The organism is Mariluticola halotolerans, assembly GCF_021611515.1.
Classification (GTDB): Bacteria; Pseudomonadota; Alphaproteobacteria; order Rhizobiales; family Devosiaceae; genus Mariluticola; species Mariluticola halotolerans.
On record NZ_CP090960.1, the window covers coordinates 1,044,845 to 1,061,946 of the forward strand.

General features: G+C 58.7%; 22 protein-coding genes and 1 tRNA gene. 14 read left to right on the forward strand and 9 right to left on the reverse strand.

Annotated features, from left to right (window positions below; all coding sequences use genetic code 11):
- From L1P08_RS05045 to L1P08_RS05065, 5 genes are all read left to right on the forward strand, one after another.
- Positions 1-771, forward strand: coding sequence for an SDR family oxidoreductase (locus L1P08_RS05045; protein ID WP_303618909.1), 771 nt, complete (start codon positions 1-3; stop codon positions 769-771).
- Between the two features lie 107 nt (positions 772-878).
- Positions 879-2,297 (forward strand): cytochrome ubiquinol oxidase subunit I, encoded by a 1,419-nt coding sequence (locus tag L1P08_RS05050; protein ID WP_303618910.1) that lies wholly within the window; start codon positions 879-881, stop codon positions 2,295-2,297.
- Positions 2,294-3,304, forward strand: a complete 1,011-nt coding sequence (cydB, locus tag L1P08_RS05055; RefSeq protein WP_303618911.1) for a cytochrome d ubiquinol oxidase subunit II — start codon at positions 2,294-2,296, stop codon at positions 3,302-3,304. Before L1P08_RS05050 ends, cydB begins: the two co-directional genes overlap by 4 nt.
- Positions 3,301-3,417 (forward strand): DUF2474 family protein, encoded by a 117-nt coding sequence (locus L1P08_RS05060; protein ID WP_303618912.1) that lies wholly within the window; start codon positions 3,301-3,303, stop codon positions 3,415-3,417. The genes cydB and L1P08_RS05060 overlap by 4 nt, the downstream gene beginning before the upstream one ends.
- Before the next feature lie 21 nt (positions 3,418-3,438).
- Complete coding sequence (locus L1P08_RS05065; protein WP_303618913.1) at positions 3,439-3,963, forward strand: gluconokinase; 525 nt, start codon at positions 3,439-3,441, stop codon at positions 3,961-3,963.
- Positions 3,964-3,965: 2 nt separating this feature from the next.
- Here the strand turns inward: L1P08_RS05065 and L1P08_RS05070 are convergent, their stop codons facing one another.
- From L1P08_RS05070 to L1P08_RS05090, 5 genes are all read right to left on the reverse strand, one after another.
- The gene (locus tag L1P08_RS05070) at positions 3,966-4,526 is read right to left on the reverse strand and encodes an NADPH-dependent FMN reductase (RefSeq protein WP_303618914.1); all 561 of its coding nucleotides are present in this window, start codon (positions 4,524-4,526) and stop codon (positions 3,966-3,968) included.
- 41 nt (positions 4,527-4,567) lie between these two features.
- Positions 4,568-4,879, reverse strand: coding sequence for an ASCH domain-containing protein (locus L1P08_RS05075; RefSeq protein ID WP_303618915.1), 312 nt, complete (start codon positions 4,877-4,879; stop codon positions 4,568-4,570).
- Positions 4,880-4,943: 64 nt separating this feature from the next.
- Positions 4,944-5,030 (reverse strand) — tRNA-Leu (locus tag L1P08_RS05080).
- Between the two features lie 13 nt (positions 5,031-5,043).
- Complete coding sequence (gene gpt, locus L1P08_RS05085) at positions 5,044-5,538, reverse strand: xanthine phosphoribosyltransferase (protein ID WP_303618916.1); 495 nt, start codon at positions 5,536-5,538, stop codon at positions 5,044-5,046.
- On the reverse strand, positions 5,535-6,341 hold the full coding sequence (locus tag L1P08_RS05090; RefSeq protein ID WP_303618917.1) for a competence/damage-inducible protein A: 807 nt from the start codon (positions 6,339-6,341) through the stop codon (positions 5,535-5,537). The genes gpt and L1P08_RS05090 overlap by 4 nt, the downstream gene beginning before the upstream one ends.
- Before the next feature lie 86 nt (positions 6,342-6,427).
- On the opposite strand from L1P08_RS05090, the gene sfsA reads away from it, so the two are divergent.
- From sfsA to radC, 3 genes are read left to right on the forward strand one after another with little or no spacing between them, the layout of a single operon-like run.
- Positions 6,428-7,126: a DNA/RNA nuclease SfsA gene (sfsA, locus tag L1P08_RS05095; RefSeq protein ID WP_303618918.1), complete on the forward strand. Its 699-nt coding sequence runs from the start codon at positions 6,428-6,430 to the stop codon at positions 7,124-7,126.
- Between the two features lie 38 nt (positions 7,127-7,164).
- Positions 7,165-7,998 (forward strand): type I methionyl aminopeptidase, encoded by an 834-nt coding sequence (map, locus tag L1P08_RS05100; protein ID WP_303618919.1) that lies wholly within the window; start codon positions 7,165-7,167, stop codon positions 7,996-7,998.
- Positions 7,995-8,723 (forward strand): RadC family protein, encoded by a 729-nt coding sequence (radC, locus tag L1P08_RS05105; protein ID WP_303618920.1) that lies wholly within the window; start codon positions 7,995-7,997, stop codon positions 8,721-8,723. The genes map and radC overlap by 4 nt, the downstream gene beginning before the upstream one ends.
- Before the next feature lie 3 nt (positions 8,724-8,726).
- On the opposite strand, the gene L1P08_RS05110 is transcribed toward radC, so the two are convergent.
- The 3 genes from L1P08_RS05110 to L1P08_RS05120 all read right to left on the reverse strand — a co-directional run bounded on the left by L1P08_RS05110 (position 8,727) and on the right by L1P08_RS05120 (position 12,295).
- On the reverse strand, positions 8,727-9,935 hold the full coding sequence (locus L1P08_RS05110; RefSeq protein WP_303618921.1) for a GNAT family N-acetyltransferase: 1,209 nt from the start codon (positions 9,933-9,935) through the stop codon (positions 8,727-8,729).
- Positions 9,936-10,042: 107 nt separating this feature from the next.
- On the reverse strand, positions 10,043-10,780 hold the full coding sequence (locus L1P08_RS05115) for a cytochrome c biogenesis CcdA family protein (RefSeq protein WP_303618922.1): 738 nt from the start codon (positions 10,778-10,780) through the stop codon (positions 10,043-10,045).
- A gap of 99 nt (positions 10,781-10,879) precedes the next feature.
- The gene (locus L1P08_RS05120) at positions 10,880-12,295 is read right to left on the reverse strand and encodes a phospholipase D-like domain-containing protein (RefSeq protein WP_303618923.1); all 1,416 of its coding nucleotides are present in this window, start codon (positions 12,293-12,295) and stop codon (positions 10,880-10,882) included.
- A 151-nt stretch (positions 12,296-12,446) separates the two neighbouring features.
- On the opposite strand from L1P08_RS05120, the gene rpe reads away from it, so the two are divergent.
- Genes rpe through L1P08_RS05140 form a run of 4 tightly spaced genes read left to right on the forward strand, consistent with a single transcriptional unit; the run spans position 12,447 to position 15,446 of the window.
- Entirely contained in the window at positions 12,447-13,124 is a 678-nt protein-coding gene (gene rpe, locus L1P08_RS05125; protein ID WP_303618924.1) for a ribulose-phosphate 3-epimerase, read from the forward strand.
- Positions 13,125-13,163: 39 nt separating this feature from the next.
- Positions 13,164-14,471 (forward strand): adenylosuccinate lyase, encoded by a 1,308-nt coding sequence (gene purB, locus L1P08_RS05130; RefSeq protein ID WP_303618925.1) that lies wholly within the window; start codon positions 13,164-13,166, stop codon positions 14,469-14,471.
- 10 nt (positions 14,472-14,481) lie between these two features.
- Entirely contained in the window at positions 14,482-14,892 is a 411-nt protein-coding gene (locus L1P08_RS05135; protein WP_303618926.1) for a GNAT family N-acetyltransferase, read from the forward strand.
- Positions 14,889-15,446 (forward strand): RBBP9/YdeN family alpha/beta hydrolase, encoded by a 558-nt coding sequence (locus L1P08_RS05140; RefSeq protein ID WP_303618927.1) that lies wholly within the window; start codon positions 14,889-14,891, stop codon positions 15,444-15,446. The genes L1P08_RS05135 and L1P08_RS05140 overlap by 4 nt, the downstream gene beginning before the upstream one ends.
- Positions 15,447-15,455: 9 nt before the next feature.
- Here L1P08_RS05140 and L1P08_RS05145 read toward each other — a convergent pair whose 3' ends face one another.
- On the reverse strand, positions 15,456-15,773 hold the full coding sequence (locus L1P08_RS05145) for a DUF1476 domain-containing protein (protein ID WP_303618928.1): 318 nt from the start codon (positions 15,771-15,773) through the stop codon (positions 15,456-15,458).
- Positions 15,774-16,046: 273 nt separating this feature from the next.
- Between L1P08_RS05145 and purC the strand changes: the two genes are divergently transcribed.
- Both purC and purS read left to right on the forward strand, forming a co-directional pair.
- The gene (purC, locus tag L1P08_RS05150) at positions 16,047-16,811 is read left to right on the forward strand and encodes a phosphoribosylaminoimidazolesuccinocarboxamide synthase (protein ID WP_303618929.1); all 765 of its coding nucleotides are present in this window, start codon (positions 16,047-16,049) and stop codon (positions 16,809-16,811) included.
- A gap of 33 nt (positions 16,812-16,844) precedes the next feature.
- Positions 16,845-17,087, forward strand: coding sequence for a phosphoribosylformylglycinamidine synthase subunit PurS (gene purS, locus L1P08_RS05155; RefSeq protein WP_303618930.1), 243 nt, complete (start codon positions 16,845-16,847; stop codon positions 17,085-17,087).
- Positions 17,088-17,102: the final 15 nt, after the last annotated feature.

Below are 17,102 nucleotides of genomic sequence, written 5' to 3' on the forward strand. Positions count from 1 at the left end.
ATGCACAGCCTTTCCATGTTTGACCTGACGGGCAAACGCGCCCTGATTACCGGCTCCAGCCGGGGCATTGGCCGGGCGCTGGCTGAAGGGCTGGCGGGTGCCGGGGCGGAAATTCTTCTGAACGGGCGGAACACAAAGGCGCTGGGCAATGCGGCACAGGACCTGGCCGATGCGGGCGCGAAAGTGACGGCGCTGGCCTTTGATGTCACCAATCCCGAGAGCGTTGATGAAGCGATTGCCCATGCCGAGGCGGAAATCGGGGCGATCGACATTCTGATCAACAATGCCGGCATGCAATACCGGGCACCGCTTGAGAGTTTTCCGCCCGACAAGTTTGACGCGCTGATGCGCACCAATGTGAACTCCGCCTTCTATGTGGGGCAGGCTGTGGCCAAAAACATGATCGGGCGCGGGCGCGGCAAGATCATCAATATCTGTTCGGTGATGAGCCGCCTCGCCCGCCCCTCCATTGCGCCCTATAGCGCCTCCAAAGGGGCGGTGGCCAATCTGACCAAGGGCATGGCGACCGACTGGGCGCGCCACGGGCTCAACGTCAACGGCATCGCGCCGGGTTATTTCAAGACGGAACTGAATGCCGCGCTGGTGGCCGACGCGGACTTTTCCACGTGGCTGGAACACCGCACGCCGATGGGACGCTGGGCGGAAACCAGCGAACTTGTGGGCGCTGCGATTTTTCTGGGGTCGGATGCGTCGAGCTTTGTGAATGGCCACATTCTTTATGTAGATGGGGGCATTAGCATAAGCGTTTGATCGCTTGCGGCATTTGCGCACTGCGACACGGCGCGGAATCGGCACAGACGCCCAGAATACTAGAATAGGTGCACGCGTAGCGAAATTGATGCCCGGAAGGACATGTCATGGTCGACCACGAATTAGCCCTGTTGCTGGCACGCATACAATTTGCCTTTACGGTCAGCTTCCATTTTCTGTTCCCCGCTTTCACCATTGGTCTGGCCAGTTTTCTGATGGTGCTGGAAGGGCTTTGGCTGGCCACCGGGCGCGGCGTTTACATGACGCTGTTCAAGTACTGGGTGAAGATATTCGCTGTGGTGTTTGCCATGGGCGTGGTCTCGGGCATTGTCATGTCCTATCAGTTCGGCACCAACTGGTCGGTGTTCTCGGACAAGACAGGACCGATTATCGGCCCGTTGATGGCCTATGAGGTTCTGACGGCCTTTTTCGTTGAAGCGGGTTTTCTCGGTGTCATGCTGTTCGGCATGAAAAAGGTGGGGCGCGGGCTGCATTTTACCGCCACTTGCGCGGTGGCGGCGGGCACGCTGATGTCGGCGTTCTGGATTTTGAGCGCCAATAGCTGGATGCAGACCCCGGTTGGCTTTGCCATCAATGATGTGGGGCAGTTCGTGCCCGATGCGTCGTGGTTTGAAATCATTTTCAACCCCAGCTTCCCCTATCGTCTTGTGCACACGGTGATCGCGGCTTTTCTGACCACCTCACTGATTGTGGGGGCGGTTGGGGCCTGGCATTTGCTGAAAAACCGCAATAATGCCGGGGCGCAGGTGATGTTTTCCATGGCGATGTGGATGGCGGCGATTGTGGCGCCGGTGCAGATTTTTGTCGGTGACATGCACGGCCTCAATACGCTGGAACATCAGCCGGTGAAAGTGATGGCCATGGAAGGGCATTATGAAAGCCACCCCGATGGTGCGCCGCTGATCCTGTTCGGGCTGCCCAATGACAAGCTGGACCGGGTGGATTTCGCGCTCGAGATTCCCAAATTGTCGTCGCTCATTCTCAAGCATGATCTCAATGCACCGCTGGACGGGCTGGATACTGTTGCCAAGGAGGACCGGCCGCCGGTGGCGATTGTGTTCTGGGCGTTCCGGATCATGGTGGGGCTTGGTTTTCTGATGCTCGCCCTGGGCATGTTCAGCCTGCTGGCGCGCTGGCGGGGCAAGCTTTACGACTGGCCCCTCCTGCACCGGTTTGCCATCGCCATGGGGCCATCCGGCCTCGTTGCGGTGCTGGCGGGGTGGTTCACGACCGAAGTCGGGCGGCAACCCTTCACCGTTTACGGCCAGTTGCGCACAGCGGAATCGGTCTCACCGCTGGAAGTGCCGGCGGTCGCCACCTCACTGCTGGTATTTGTGGTGGTCTATTTCATCGTTTTCGGGATTGGCACGCTCTACATCATCAGACAGATGGGCAAGCCACCGCAAATGGATGAGAGCGACCCACCGGCGCATCCGACCCGGTCAGCAGGCATTACCCCGGCACAGGCCGGACTGGCACATGGTGGCGAGGAGGTTTCGCAATGACTGGTTTTCCGTTTGACCTGACTGTGATCTGGGCCGGCATCATTGTTTTTGCCATCGTTGCCTATGTGGTGATGGACGGCTTTGACCTTGGGATCGGCATTTTGTTCCCAACCCTCAAACCGGGCCCGCAGCGCAATGTGGCAATGAATACCATCGCCCCGATATGGGATGGGAATGAAACCTGGCTGGTGCTGGGTGGTGGCGGGCTGATGGCCGCCTTCCCCCTCGCCTATGCGGTTATTCTGCCGGCACTCTATGCGCCGCTGATTGCCATGTTGCTGGCTTTGGTGTTTCGCGGTGTGGCGTTTGAGTTCCGCTGGAAGGACCCCGGCCATCGCGCGGCATGGGATATTGCCTTTTTCAGTGGCTCGCTGGTGGCGACCTTTGCGCAAGGGATTACCCTTGGTGCCCTGTTGCAGGGCATCACCGTTTCCGGCCGTGCCTATGCTGGTGGCTGGTGGGACTGGCTGACGCCGTTCACCCTTTTGACCGGCTTAAGTCTGGTGGTGGGTTATGCCTTGCTGGGCGCAACCTGGCTGATTTTGAAAACCGAGGGCGAATTGCAGCAAAAGGCCTATCGGCAGGCGCGTTTGCTGGGTGCGGGGCTGGTCATCACCATTGGTGTGGTCAGCATTGCGACGCCGTTTCTGGAGGCCGATTATTATACGCGCTGGTTTGCCTGGCCGGGGATTCTGGCAGCCGGCATTGTGCCGTTTCTGGTGGCGCTCACCACATGGCAATTCTTCCGCAGTCTGGCCCTTGGGCGTGAACTGGCACCATTTCTTTTGACGCTGGGGCTGTTTGCGTTGACGCTTTTGGGACTGGCGGTGTCCATCTGGCCGTATGTCATTCCCGGGCAGGTGACGATCTGGGAGGCCGCAGCGCCGCCGCAAAGCCAGACATTCATGCTGGTTGGTGCGGTGATCATGCTGCCGATCATTCTCGCCTATACCAGCTGGGCCTATTGGGTGTTCCGGGGCAAAACCGGTGAGGACGGCTACCATTGAGCATTCCAGCATGGGTTAAGCGGCTCGCCTGGTTCGTCGGCATCTGGGCCGCCAGCATTACGGTGCTCGGGGTAGTTGCCTATGGCATACGTTTTTGGCTTAAGGCTGGCTGAACCAGCATTCGGGGGAGTGATATGGGTGCAAGGGCACGACTGATCGTTGTCATGGGCGTTTCAGGCAGCGGGAAATCGACCATTGGCAGCGCCCTTGGCGTTGCGCTCAATGTGCCGTTTCTCGATGGCGACCATTATCACGCGCCAGAGGCCGTTGAAAAAATGCGCCATGGCACCCCGCTGACAGATGATGATCGCTGGCCATGGTTCGACCGCCTTGCCATCGCCATGAAAGAGGCCGCAGACCAGCGCGGTCAGTCAGTGACGGCCTGTTCGGCATTGAAACGCTCTTATCGGGATTACCTGACGCAGGCAGCTGGCGAGCCAATTGTGTTTTTGCATCTCGCGGGGAAAAAAGAAATTATTGCCCGCCGGCAGGCGGACAGGCCCGGCCACTACATGCCGGCAACCCTGCTCGACAGCCAGTTTGAAGCGCTTGAAACACCTGCGGCGGACGAGAATGTCATCACCGTCTCGGTGGCGGATACGGTTGAGGCGATTGTGGCAGAAGCGCTGGCGGCCCTGGCCGTTGAGGCCAAGCCCTGAACCTATTGCCGGGTCTTTACGATCCAGTCGGCAAAATCCCGCATCAGCTTGCCAAGGAAATTGCGCGAATCCTTGTCAATCAAACGCCCGCCGGCATCAAATTTCTCTTCGGCCTTAAAGATCAGCACTTCAGCGGATGAGAGCATCGGCATGGCATTATAGTACATGACATCACGCAAATGCGCCTGTGCCCGCGCTGTGCCGACAATGCTGGGGGTAGCACCGATCATGGCGGCGGGCTTGCCAGCCAACGGCGCATCGCCATGCGGGCGAGACAGCCAGTCAATGGCGTTTTTGAGGACGCCGGGGATGCCGTAATTATATTCCGGCGTTGCAAACAGCACGCCATCTGCATCGGCGAGGCGCTCCTGCAATGCCACAATCTCTTCAGGGAAGCCTTCAGCTTCCACATCGGCATTGTAAAGCGGCACATCGTGCAGGGTTACAATTTCGAGCGTCACATTTTCAGGTGCGAGTTCGGCGGCAGCCTGCAGGGCGCTGGTATTATACGACCCTTCGCGCAGACTTCCCGATATTCCAACGATTTTCAGTTTATCAGTCATACAGAACCAACGCCTGAGGCGCGAAAAGGTTCCGGCCCGGCTTAATCCGCTTGCGGGCTTGCGGTTTCCCGCGGGTCTGGCCCCAGATAGCTGACCTCGATCCGGTCGAGTTCGCCCGGCTTCATGGTATCCAGCCATTTGAGAAAATCGGCCTCATCGGCAAAGCCGGCGCGCTGCGCATCAGCCTTCGTCACATCGGTGGCGGCAATCGGGGTAATGTCGCCGATGGACAGCAGACCGACCTTGGTTTTCAGCGTGCCCCCGGCCTTGACCGTACGCCGCCGCCAGCGGCGGAACTGGAGGGTAATATCGCCGCGCTTGATGGCTTCGAGAACTTCAAGCTTGATCAACATTATGCTGCCCTCAGCAAAGGTTAGGTCAATGTGCTGGCGCGATGAATCACGCCGTTTGAAGGGGTGGTGCGACCGGCGGGACTTGAACCCGCATGCCCATACAGGCGTCAGATTTTAAGTCTGGTGTGTATACCAATTCCACCACGGTCGCAGATTCATTGTGACTAGTCCGTCCCGCCTGATATCGGCTCGACATAGGTCACATCAAGATCCCAGGGGAAGTAAATCCACGTATCCTGGCTGACCTCGGTGATAAATGTATCGACCATGTCGAGCCCTTTGGGCTTGGCATAGACGGTGGCCAGCCGTGCGCCGGGCAGCATTTCGCGGACAACACGGGCCGTTGCGCCGGTATCCACCAGATCGTCGATGATCAGCACTTTCTTGCCGGCCTTGGCGGCGGCAATGATTTCGGGATCAACAGCCTTGAGCACATTGATGCCACCCTGGTTCTGATGGTCATAGCTTTTGACGGCCACACAATCGATAACCCGGACATTAAGCTCGCGCGCGACGATGGCGGCCGGCACCAGGCCGCCGCGTGTGATGGCAACAATCGCGTCAAACGGCCCCTCGCCCATCAAACGCCAGGCAAGCGCCCGGGAATCGCGGTGAAACTGATCCCAGGTGACGGGGAAAGACTTGTGGGCCGGGTTCATGGTTTGGGTTCCTCGGACAATGTAATTCCTTTTTCGGCATGCAGCCGGTCGATCAGCGCCTTGACCTTGGCCGTTGCCTCATCGAGCAGCGCCTCATTGGTGCTGCGCAAGGCGATATAGGCATAGACTGGTGCCACATCCGGATCGCGCTGCGGATTGACCATTTGCGGATAGCTGCCGATCTTGACGGCTGGGTATTCGGTCTGGATTTCGCCCAGGCCTGTGCTGACGGTGCTTTCGCCCACGCCGCATGGCAGCTCACGCGACAACATTTTGCGGCCTGACGTCAGCGTTTTGGCGATCTCGTTGAGCATGGCCTGCATGATCTTGGGCACACCGGCCATGACATGGACATTGCCCATGCGGAAACCGGGTGCACCAGAGACGGGATTGGCGATCAGCGTGGCCCCTTCAGGGATACGCGCCATGCGCAGAACCGATGGGTTGATCTCGACATTGACCTTGCGCAGCCGCGTCTCGATGATTTCGCGCGCCTCGTCATTGATGGGCAGCGCTACTTCAAAGGCCATCGCCACCGCATCGGCGGTGATATCGTCATGGGTGGGGCCGATGCCGCCGGTTGTGAAGACATGGGTATAACGGGTGCGCAATGCGTTGATCGCGGCGACAATGTCGTCGGTCTCGTCTGCCACCACGCGCACTTCGCGCAGCTCGATGCCCATCTCGGTGCAAAAATCGGCGACTGTTCCGATATTCTTGTCCTTGGTGCGTCCGGATAGAATTTCATCGCCAATAACCAGCATGCCTGCGGTGACGGGATTTGATGTCGGCGTTGCGCTCATAATTGCCGTTCTTGGGTTGACCGGTCTTTAAACCGTGGTGAAAAGAGATGGATGCCCGCCCCTTCCGCAAAGGTCAAGCAAACACAGTGATATTACCCCAACCGATGGTGCGCGGCACCCTTATCAAGCGCTATAAGCGATTTCTTGCCGATGTGGCGATGGAAAATGGCGAAATCGTCACCGTGCACTGCGCAAATCCGGGCGCGATGACCGGTCTGGCCATGCCCGGCGCCGATGTCTGGCTGTCGAGGGCCACCAATCCGAATCGCAAGCTGAAATGGAGCTGGGAACTTGTGGGGCTTGAAAGCGGGCTTGTGGGCATCAATACCAGCTATCCCAACAAGATCGTTGGTGAGGCGCTGGCTGACGGGCGCATTGCCGAACTTGCCGGTTATGCGCAGCATCGCGCCGAGGTGAAATATGGCGAGAACAGCCGGATTGATTTTCTGCTGAGCGCCCCCGACCGGCCTGATTGCTATCTTGAAGTCAAGAATGTGCATTTGTCGCGCCGGGCGGGACTTGCCGAATTTCCCGATTCCCCCACTTTGCGCGGCGCAAAACACCTTCGCGAGTTGACCCGCATGGTTGAACAGGGCCATCGCGCGGCCAATCTCTATTTGGTGCAACGCACTGACTGCACCCGATTTTCACTGGCACCGGATGTTGACCCGGCCTATAGCGCTGCTTTTGATGCGGCGCGGGAAGCGGGAGTGGAAATCCTGTGCTATAGTTGCACAATCACACCGGAAAAAATCCTGCTCGCCGACGCTCTTCCCATCAGATAGCGCCCGCGTTAGGTATAGTATCGGCGACGGAGTTGAAGATGGTCACTTACATTGATGCGCAGAGCAATGCGCGGCGTTCCCCTGGTGTTATTCCGCTGCATGGCGCGGCAGGTTTTGACGGCATGCGCCGGGCGGGTGCGCTGACGGCGAAAACCCTTGATATGCTGGTGGACGAAGTGCGCCCCGGCGTGACGACGCTGGAGCTGGACCGGCTGGCATTTGAATTTGCGCATGACCATGGCGGCAAGCCGGCCACGCTGTTCTATCGCGGGTTCCGCCATTCCATCTGCACCTCGATCAATCATGTCGTTTGTCACGGCATCCCCTCGGAAAAGCCGCTGCGCGATGGCGATATTGTCAATATCGATCTGACACTTGTGGTTGATGGCTGGCATGGAGATTCAAGCCGGATGTATCCGGTGGGTGAAATTTCCCGCAAGGCTGAACGGCTGATCGATATCACCTATGAAAGCCTTGAGGCGGGTATTGCGATGGCCAGGCCGGGCAATACGACCGGCGATATCGGCGCGGCTATTCAGGCGCTTGTTGAGGGCGAACGGGCCAGCGTTGTGCGCGATTTTGTCGGCCATGGCCTTGGCCAGTTGTTTCATGACGAGCCGAATATTCTGCATTTTGGCACACCGGGCACCGGGGTTGAACTGAAGCCGGGCATGATTTTCACCATCGAGCCGATGGTCAATCTGGGCCGTCCGCATGTGAAAGTGCTATCCGATGGCTGGACCGCGGTGACCCGCGACCGCACGCTTTCGGCCCAATGCGAGCACTCGCTTGGCATTACTGAAGATGGCTGCGAGATTTTCACGCTCTCCCCGGGGGGCCTTTTCAACCCATTGGCCGCCCGCCGGAAATGACGGAAGACCCCGACAATCCCGCCCCTTTCGGCGGCTTTGCCGAAGACCAGCAGCGCGCCCATTATCATGGCCATCGCGACCGGCTGCGCCAGCGGTTCATCGATGGCGGCGGGGCCGCGCTGCAAGATTATGAATTGCTTGAACTGATCCTGTTCCGGCTTTTGCCCCGCCGGGACACAAAGCCGATTGCGAAAGCCATGCTGGCGCGGTTTGGCAGTTTTTCCGAAGCGCTGGGGGCGCCGACGCATCTGCTTGAGGAAATTGACGGGCTGGGGCCGACGGCGGTTATCGATTTGAAGGTGATCATGACCGCCGCCCAGCGGTTTGCCCGCGACCAGATACCGGACCGGCCGATGCTGTCATCCTGGGCGGAACTGATCAATTATTGCCGCAGCCAGATGGCGTTTGAAACGCATGAGCAATTCCGGATTCTGTTTCTGGACAAGAAGAACAAGCTGATTGCCGATGAGGTGCAGCAGGTGGGCACGGTGGATCATACACCGGTTTATCCGCGTGAGGTGATCCGGCGCAGCCTCGAACTCTCGGCCACGGCGCTGATCCTGGTGCATAATCATCCCTCGGGCGACACCAGCCCCTCACCCGCTGACGTGCAAATGACCCGGGCTATTGCCGATGTGGCGACGCCGCTGGGGATTACCGTGCACGATCACATTATTATCGGGCGTTCCGGCCACAGCTCCATGCGGGCGCTCAAGCTGTTCTAGGGCTTAGCGGCGGCCCTTGAGGCGTGCCCTGAGACTTTTGAATGCGGCGAAGGTGCGGCTGTTTGATTTCACGATGTTTTTGAAACGCTGATAGGTGCTGTGGCTGGCGGCGAATATGCGGCCCCGCAGGGTCAGCGGCAGGTAATGGTGCCGCAAGACGATATGTTCGTTGCACCAGTGGCGTTTTTCATCGGTCATGCCCGCGCCCATATCGAACATGGCATAGCCGCCGTCGAATTCGGTTTGCATGACCCTGAGCAGGCATTGCTTGCCGGGGGAACCGGGCTGGATTTTCGGTGCCGTGCTCATGCCGGAAATCAGGCAGAACATGCGGTTGCCATGCACCAGATTATAGCGGGTCGCAACGATCTCCCCGTTCAGGCGCAGCACATGCATCCGGCCCTTGAGGGTTTTGCCGCCGGTGAAGGCTGCAGCGTAAAATCTGCGGATTGCTGCATCGTTGAAAGGATCGGGTATGCCCAGTTCGCGGAAGCGGTCATTGCGCTGGCGGAACATGCAATCAAGGATTTCCGGCAGATCTTCGCTTTGCTCAACAATGTCGAAGCCGATCTCGCCCATGGCCGCCAGCTTGGCCCCTTGCTGCTTGTCATGCTTGCGGCGCGAGCGGGTGCGCTGAAGCCGGTCACATTGCTCCCAGCTGTCAAACACGGCCCTGTGCAGTTCATCGCTGACAACGGACTGGCCCAGATCGGCGAAAAGCCCGTCAATGCCGCCAAGGGTTTCTGGCAGGCAGCACAAATAGGCCAGATCCGCCCCATCAAGCGCGCCCTGCACCTTTTGCCACAAGGCCTTGCGGGCTGCGGGTGACATGGCGCGCATATAGGCGAGATTGACCAATGGTGCGTTGGTGCCGACATGATCGCCGGGGAAGGCTGCGAGCGCCTTCATGCCCCAAAGGCGGGTGCGATGGAGGGCAAAGGCGAGCACCGGCAAACCGCCGTCTTTGACCACAACAAATAATTGCGCGCTTTGCGGAATGCCGAAGCTGGCGATCCACTGGGTCAGGAAATCAAATGACTGGCCCGGTGATTCGATGCCCCCGGCTTCAAGCGCCCGCCAGTCCTGCTCGATCTCGGCGGGATTGTTTGTGGTGACAATAGCGAGGTCGGCAATATTGGAGACATGCGCAAGCCCGGGGCTGGCATGCCCGCTGATCTCGCCCACCCCCTGTCCTGACGTCTCCCGCGCCATCTGATCCTCATATTGGAAATCTGCAAATTGATTCCGGCAGTATGGGGTAAGTATATGAACGAGCTGTTGCTTTGGGAAACGATTGTCCGGGTTTGCCTTAACGCCGCTCAGCCGAACTGGCTGAGAGCCGGGAAAGTTTCAAGGAACCAATAGGACAACCGCGTGAACTGACCGGTGATGAACAGCAGGCCGGTGAGGACCAGAAACGCCCCCATGACCTTTTCCACCCGGCCAAGATGCTTTTTGAAGCCGTTGAAAAAGCTGAGGAATGGGCCAATGGCAATCCCGGCCAGAATGAAGGGCACACCGAGCCCTGCCGAATAGACAGCGAGGAGCCATGCCCCCTCTGCAGCCGAATCCTGCGAGGCGGCGACTGACAGCACAGCGGCCAGCACCGGGCCGATGCAGGGTGTCCATCCGATGGCGAACGCCAGGCCGAGCATAAAGCCGCCCAAAGGCCCGCTGGCCGCGCCCGGCCCCTGATGGCGCAATTGCCGGTCGAGCAGGCCAATGCGGAAGACGCCGAGAAAGTGCAGGCCCATGAGGATGATCAGGACGCCGGCAACCGGTGTCAAAACCGGCAATATCTGGCGGAAAGCCTGCCCAAAGGCGGTGGCGGTGGCCCCCAGCGTGATGAAAATGACCGAGAAGCCGAGCACGAAAAACAGCGAGGTGAAGACGCCTCTGCGCCAGATCGCGCCAGTGCCCACATTATCCGTGCGCAATTGCTCAAACGAGGCACCACTCATATAGGTGAGATATGGCGGCACCAAAGGCAGAACACACGGGCTGAGAAAACTCAGCACACCTGCACCAAATACCAGTGGCAGCGAAAAACTCAGCATCACAACTCCTCGGTTAGCTGCTTTGTAACGCCCGGCGTGGCCGATGCAATGCATCACAATGCCACTCCCGGCATTGTGATCACCAAAGGCTAATCCACACTAAAGATAAGGCAGGAACAACCGGGCGCTGGCATCGCGCAACCGGACCGCCAGCGGGCGGCCTTTCAGCATGCTTGCCGTCAGTTGCCTGGCGTTTGCCATTTTGCTGTCGATCAGCTCGTCAATCGCGCGTGTCGCCTCGCTGTCATAGCACTCGACCAGAAACTCGAAGTTGAGCCGCATGCTGCGCGCATCCCAATTGGGAGAGCCAATCGCCGACCATTGCCCATCAACCGACATCAACTTGGAATGATCGAAGGGATCGGGGGCGAGATAGCAGTCGATCATATCCAGCGGGATGACCTCCATATGCGCGCGCATCGCCCAGTTGAAATAGAAATGATTGGTGTGTTCGGGCACGATGATCTCAATCTTGACCCCACGCAGTGCGGCCCGGCGCAGCAACTCCAGCAAACGATCCTCGGGCAGAAAATACGGGGTGAGAATGCGCACATTGCGCTCAGCCTGCTCGATGGCGAGCGACCAGAGCGCCTCGATGCGCCCCACGCTTTCATCCGGGCCTGAGGTGACGCCGCGCATGGCAACCGGGCCTTTTGCGGTCAGTTGGGGCAACCAGGCATCCCCTTTAAGCGTCTCGCCGGTGGTAAAGGCCCAATCGCGGGCGAAGGTTGCCATCAAATGGCTGACAATCGGCCCCTCGAGCCGCGCATGGGTATCGCAGACGCGTATCGGATCGGGGCCGGATACGTTGTCATCGCTGATATTCATGCCACCGGTAAAGCCGATCGTGCCATCAATGATCAGCAATTTCTTATGGTTACGCAGGTTGATGAAGGGCATTTGCCAGGGCAGCCATTCGTGCAGGAAGCGCGCAACCTTGATATCTGCGGCACTCAACTGATCGAAGATACGCGACCGGAAATAGCCGCTGCCAATGCCGTCCATGAGCACGCGAATATCGACGCCGCGCTGTTTGGCATCGATCAGGGCTTTGGCAAACCTGTCGCCGGTCTCATCGCTGGCCAGAATGTAAGAGGCGAGCGCAATGCTGGTTTCGGCCTTATTGATTGCCTCAAGCATGGCGGGATAGGCAGCGTCACCATCGCGCAGAAGTTTAAGGCTGTTCCCCCGCGCCAGCGGCAGGCGGGCAATGGACCGCGCCGCACGGGCAAGCACGGCGATATTTTCCGGATGGCCGGGCTCCAGCACCTGCTCGTCCTTATTGTGCGCCGTATATTCATTGAGGCCGAGGCTGATCTGTGTGCCCCGGCGCTGGGTGCGGTTGATGCCGAACGCCAGATAAATGGAGGACCCCACGAAAGGCGAGAGCCAGACCAGACCGATCCAGCCAATGGCGGACCGCACCTCGCGATGATTCAACAATACGTGCACGGTGATCGAGCCGGCGGCCAAACCGTGCATTATCGCCAAAAGCGGCGCCAAAAATTCAGCCATCATCGGATTTCTCCAGCACAGGTCCCAACCAAAGCCTATACAAGGCACCGACCGCCCCGCCAAGACCGGAGCCAAAATGGCTTGGCACATTGCGCCGCGCCGTTTCTAATGCTAGTTCGCGCTGCATCGCCCCCTGATGAGGAAAAACATCATGACTGGCAGACCGGTCCGGATTGCCCCTTCCATTCTTTCCGCCGATTTCGCGCGGTTGGGCGATGAAGTCCGCGCCATTGACGCAGGCGGGTGCGACTGGGTGCATGTGGATGTGATGGATGGGCATTTTGTGCCTAATATTTCCATCGGCCCGATGATCGTTGAGGCGATCCGTCCCGTCACCACCAAGCCGCTCGACACCCATTTGATGATTGCCCCGGCGGATGCCTATATCGAGGCCTTTGCCAAGGCCGGTTCCGATATCATTACCATTCACGCCGAAGCGGGGCCGCATTTGCACCGTTCGCTGCAGGCCGTGCGGGCGCAGGGCAAGAAAGCCGGTGCGGTGATCAATCCGGGCACACCGGTCTCGGCGCTCGAAAATGTCATCGATATTGTCGATCTCATTCTGGTGATGAGCGTCAATCCGGGCTTTGGCGGGCAGAGTTTTATTCCCGACGCCCTCAACAAACTCCGGCAAGCCAAGGCCCTTATTGGCGACCGGCCAATTGATCTTGAAGTCGATGGCGGCGTGACGGCGGAAAATGCCGGCGAGATTGCCAAGGCTGGCGCGAATGTTCTTGTCGCCGGTTCTTCGGTATATAAGGGGAACGACCCCGCAACCTATGCTGGCCGTATCGACGCTATCCGGACAGCAGCACAAGCGGCGCAGTGATGCGCCAGACGCAACAATTCAGCAAACGAGCATAACAGTATGATCCCGCGCTATTCCCGCCCCGAAATGGTCGCCATCTGGTCGCCGGAAACCAAGTTCCGCATCTGGTTCGAGATCGAGGCCCATGCGGCAACGGCGCAGGCAAAACTCGGGATTATCCCGAAGGATGCAGCGGAAATCGTCTGGAACAAGGGCCGTGATGCCCAGTTCAATGTCGAGCGGATCGACGAAATCGAGCGCGAGGTCAAACATGACGTTATCGCCTTTTTGACCCACCTTTCCGAGATCATCGGGCCGGAAGCCCGGTTCGTGCATCAGGGCATGACCTCCTCGGACGTGCTGGACACCACACTCTCGGTACAGCTGAAGCGCGCCGGTGACCTGTTGATCGCCGACATGGATGCTTTGCTGGCCGCTTTGAAAAAGCGCGCCTTTGAGCACAAGAACACGATTACCATTGGCCGCAGCCACGGCATTCATGCCGAGCCGACCACTTTTGGCGTCAAGCTGGCGCAGGCCTATGCCGAGATGGAGCGCAACCGCGCCCGGCTCGTGGCCGCGCAAAGCGAAATTGCCACCTGCGCCATTTCCGGCGCTATCGGCACGTTTGCCAATATCGACCCTTCGGTTGAGGAATATGTCGCCGAACAGCTCGGTCTGGAAATCGAGCCGGTCTCGACCCAGGTCATTCCGCGCGACCGGCACGCCATGTTCTTTGCAACCCTTGGCGTTGTCGCCTCCTCGGTTGAGCGCATTGCCACGGAAGTGCGGCATTTGCAGCGCACAGAAGTGCTGGAAGCGGAAGAATTCTTCTCCAAGGGGCAAAAAGGCTCCTCGGCCATGCCGCACAAGCGCAACCCCATTTTGACCGAGAACCTGACCGGCCTTGCCCGGCTGGTGCGGGGCATGGTCACGCCGGCGCTGGAAAATGTGGCGCTATGGCATGAGCGCGATATCTCGCATTCCTCGGTCGAGCGCATGATCGGACCGGATGCCACCGTCACCCTCGATTTTGCCCTCGCCCGGCTGACCAATGTCATCGACAATCTTCTGGTTTATCCGGAGAACATGAAGGCGAACATGGACAAGCTCGGCGGCCTGCATAATTCGCAGCGCATGCTGCTGGCGCTGACGCAGGCGGGATTGAGCCGTGAGGCCTCCTATTCAGCCGTGCAGCGCAATGCGATGCGGGTCTGGCGCGGCGAAGGTGATTTTGCCACCTTCCTCAAGGCTGACCCGGAAGTATCCGAAGCCCTGTCCGACGCCCAGATCGATGCCATGTTCGATGACGGCTATCACCTTAAACATGTCGACACGATCTTTAACCGCGTGTTCGGCAGCAACTGAGCCAGAAGCCATGACGATCACCTGTGCCCGTGAGAGCGATCTCAGCCCCGAGGACTATATCGCGGTTCTCGGTGCGACGGATCTGGGTGATCGACGGCCCCTCGGTAATCGCGACCGGATTGCGGAAATGCTGGCGGGGGCGAATTTTGTGGTTGTGGCGCGCGACGCGGCCGGGCAACCGGTCGGGCTTGCCCGCTGCGTCACCGATTTTGCCTGGGTGTGCTATTGCACCGAACTGGCGGTGTGCGAAAGCCATCAGGGCCAGGGCATTGGCAAGCAGATTTTGGAAACCTGCTTTGACCTGCTCGGCCCGCGTATCGGGCTGGTGCTGATCGGCGATCCGGATGCCATTCCCTTTTACGAACATATCGGCATGGAACGGCATGCCGGGTTTTTTCACACACGAACGGATGCCGAATGAAAATCGCTGAAGCCGACATTCTGCTTGTTCCCGGCCTTGGCAATTCCGGGCCGGACCACTGGCAGCGCCGGTGGCTGGAAAAGATGAGAACCGCGCAGTGGGTTGAACAGGACGAATGGGACAAGCCCATGCTTGAGCCCTGGGTGGAGAATATCGAGAAGTCCATTTTGATGGCGACACGGCCCGTTGTGCTGGTTGGCCATTCGCTGGGCGTGATTGCTATCGTTCATACAGCGCAACGGCTTGTGGACACCAAGGTGCGCGGTGCCTTGCTGGTGTCGCCGCCCGATCTGGATGAAAACGAGGCTGTGCCCGGCGCGGCCCTGCCCTTTGCCAATATTCCGCGGGACCCGCTGCCGTTTCCCTCGCTTCTGGTCGCGGGAAACAACGATCCCTATTGCACGCCGGAGCGCGCGGGGGATTTTGCCAATGCATGGGGATCAGAATTTCATAATGCCGGTGAAGCCGGCCGTATCAACACTACCTCGGGCCATGGTCCCTGGCCCGAGGGGTTGATGATGTTTACCCGCCTGATGCAGCGGATAAAGGCGTAAGCCTCAGGCTCAGCCTTCAGTCAAAATCTGCTGCTGGGCGACGGCCACCAGTTCGAGCATCTTGGCGCGAATCTCGGCTTCGCTCTTTTCCACTTTGTGGGCAGTCAAATCTGCGCTGACTTTGCGGAAAACGTCTTCGTCACCGGCTTCCTCAAAATCGGAGGCCACAACTTCAGCGGCATACACGGCGGGATCTTCATGGCCGATCAGTTCAGCCACCCATAGACCCAAAAGCTTGTTGCGGCGGGCCTCAGCCTTGAAGCGCAATTCGGCGTCATGGGCAAATTTGGCTTCGTGGGCCTTCTCGCGATCATCGAAAGTGGACATCTCGTTCCCCGGGGCAAGTTTCAATACGCGCCTCAGCGCCTCTTACTGCGTTGACATAAGCGGTTCGCGCGCTCAAATCAACGGTAACGAGTGTCGCAATGGCGGTTCTGGCACGTGAGCCTCACTTGGGCTTCGCTTCATGCCCGCGAATCCTGCTATACAATGTGCAAAGCGGGGACGCGCGTCAAAAAGGCTTGCTTTTTTGGCGCAAACAAGCGCATGAAACGCGCGCCATCGAACCCTCTCCACAATTGCACAAAATGAGCAGGTGATATGAACCGTCGGCGTCGAATCTATGAAGGCAAGGCCAAGATCCTTTATGAGGGTCCCGAGCCCGGTACGCTTGTCCAGCATTTCAAGGACGACGCGACAGCTGGTGACGGTGCGAAGCACGAGATCATCGATGGCAAGGGTGTGCTCAACAACCGCATTTCCGAATTCATCTTCTCCAAGCTGAATGGCATGGGCATTCCCACCCATTTTGTGCGCCGCCTCAATATGCGCGAGCAGTTGATCAAGGAAGTCGAGATCATTCCGCTCGAGATCATCGTGCGCAATGTCGCTGCCGGATCGCTCTGCAAGCGGCTCGGGCTGGAACAGGGCACGCCCCTGCCCCGCTCAATCATTGAATTCTGCTACAAGGACGATGCGCTGCACGATCCGATGGTATCGGAAGAGCACATCACGGCCTTTGGCTGGGCCACACCGCCCGAGCTGGACGACATCATGTCGCTCGCCGTCAGGGTCAATGATTTCCTCACCGGCCTTTTCATGGGCGTTGGCATTCAGCTGGTCGATTTCAAGATCGAATGCGGCCGGCTTTACGAGGGCGATACCATGCGTATCGTTCTGGCTGACGAGATTTCACCCGATTCGTGCCGGCTGTGGGACATCAAGACCCGCAACAAGCTCGACAAGGACCGGTTCCGCGAGGATCTGGGCGGCCTGGTCGATGCCTATCGGGAAGTCGCACAACGTCTGGGCATTCTTGTCGAGGCGGACAATGCGCTGGCCACCGGCCCCCGGCTGGTTCAGTAAGTATAAAACGATCAAATCCAAGGAACCGATGTCATGAAAGCCCGCGTCACCGTAACGCTCAAGAATGGTGTACTCGACCCGCAGGGGCAGGCCATTGAAGGCGCTTTGGGAAGCTTAGGATTTTCAGGCGTCGGGGCCGTGCGTCAGGGCAAGGTCTTTGACATTGAAGTCAGCGAAACGGACCCGGCAAAGGCCGAGACCGAAATTAAGGCTATGTGCGAAAAGCTGCTTGCCAATACCGTCATCGAGAATTACACGATCGCCATTGATCGGTAACCTAACTGTAAAATA

Excerpts from the sequence above, each read along its gene's own strand:
- L1P08_RS05045 (WP_303618909.1), top strand. The coding sequence starts at position 1 with ATGCACAGCCTTTCCATGTTTGACCTGACGGGCAAACGCGCCCTGATT.
- L1P08_RS05050 (WP_303618910.1), top strand. The coding sequence starts at position 879 with ATGGTCGACCACGAATTAGCCCTGTTGCTGGCACGCATACAATTTGCC.
- cydB (WP_303618911.1), top strand. The coding sequence starts at position 2,294 with ATGACTGGTTTTCCGTTTGACCTGACTGTGATCTGGGCCGGCATCATT.
- L1P08_RS05065 (WP_303618913.1), top strand. The coding sequence starts at position 3,439 with ATGGGTGCAAGGGCACGACTGATCGTTGTCATGGGCGTTTCAGGCAGC.
- L1P08_RS05070 (WP_303618914.1), bottom strand. The coding sequence starts at position 4,526 with ATGACTGATAAACTGAAAATCGTTGGAATATCGGGAAGTCTGCGCGAA.
- L1P08_RS05075 (WP_303618915.1), bottom strand. The coding sequence starts at position 4,879 with ATGTTGATCAAGCTTGAAGTTCTCGAAGCCATCAAGCGCGGCGATATT.
- gpt (WP_303618916.1), bottom strand. The coding sequence starts at position 5,538 with ATGAACCCGGCCCACAAGTCTTTCCCCGTCACCTGGGATCAGTTTCAC.
- L1P08_RS05090 (WP_303618917.1), bottom strand. The coding sequence starts at position 6,341 with ATGAGCGCAACGCCGACATCAAATCCCGTCACCGCAGGCATGCTGGTT.
- map (WP_303618919.1), top strand. The coding sequence starts at position 7,165 with ATGGTCACTTACATTGATGCGCAGAGCAATGCGCGGCGTTCCCCTGGT.
- radC (WP_303618920.1), top strand. The coding sequence starts at position 7,995 with ATGACGGAAGACCCCGACAATCCCGCCCCTTTCGGCGGCTTTGCCGAA.
- L1P08_RS05110 (WP_303618921.1), bottom strand. The coding sequence starts at position 9,935 with ATGGCGCGGGAGACGTCAGGACAGGGGGTGGGCGAGATCAGCGGGCAT.
- L1P08_RS05115 (WP_303618922.1), bottom strand. The coding sequence starts at position 10,780 with ATGCTGAGTTTTTCGCTGCCACTGGTATTTGGTGCAGGTGTGCTGAGT.
- L1P08_RS05120 (WP_303618923.1), bottom strand. The coding sequence starts at position 12,295 with ATGGCTGAATTTTTGGCGCCGCTTTTGGCGATAATGCACGGTTTGGCC.
- rpe (WP_303618924.1), top strand. The coding sequence starts at position 12,447 with ATGACTGGCAGACCGGTCCGGATTGCCCCTTCCATTCTTTCCGCCGAT.
- purB (WP_303618925.1), top strand. The coding sequence starts at position 13,164 with ATGATCCCGCGCTATTCCCGCCCCGAAATGGTCGCCATCTGGTCGCCG.
- L1P08_RS05135 (WP_303618926.1), top strand. The coding sequence starts at position 14,482 with ATGACGATCACCTGTGCCCGTGAGAGCGATCTCAGCCCCGAGGACTAT.
- L1P08_RS05140 (WP_303618927.1), top strand. The coding sequence starts at position 14,889 with ATGAAAATCGCTGAAGCCGACATTCTGCTTGTTCCCGGCCTTGGCAAT.
- L1P08_RS05145 (WP_303618928.1), bottom strand. The coding sequence starts at position 15,773 with ATGTCCACTTTCGATGATCGCGAGAAGGCCCACGAAGCCAAATTTGCC.
- purC (WP_303618929.1), top strand. The coding sequence starts at position 16,047 with ATGAACCGTCGGCGTCGAATCTATGAAGGCAAGGCCAAGATCCTTTAT.
- purS (WP_303618930.1), top strand. The coding sequence starts at position 16,845 with ATGAAAGCCCGCGTCACCGTAACGCTCAAGAATGGTGTACTCGACCCG.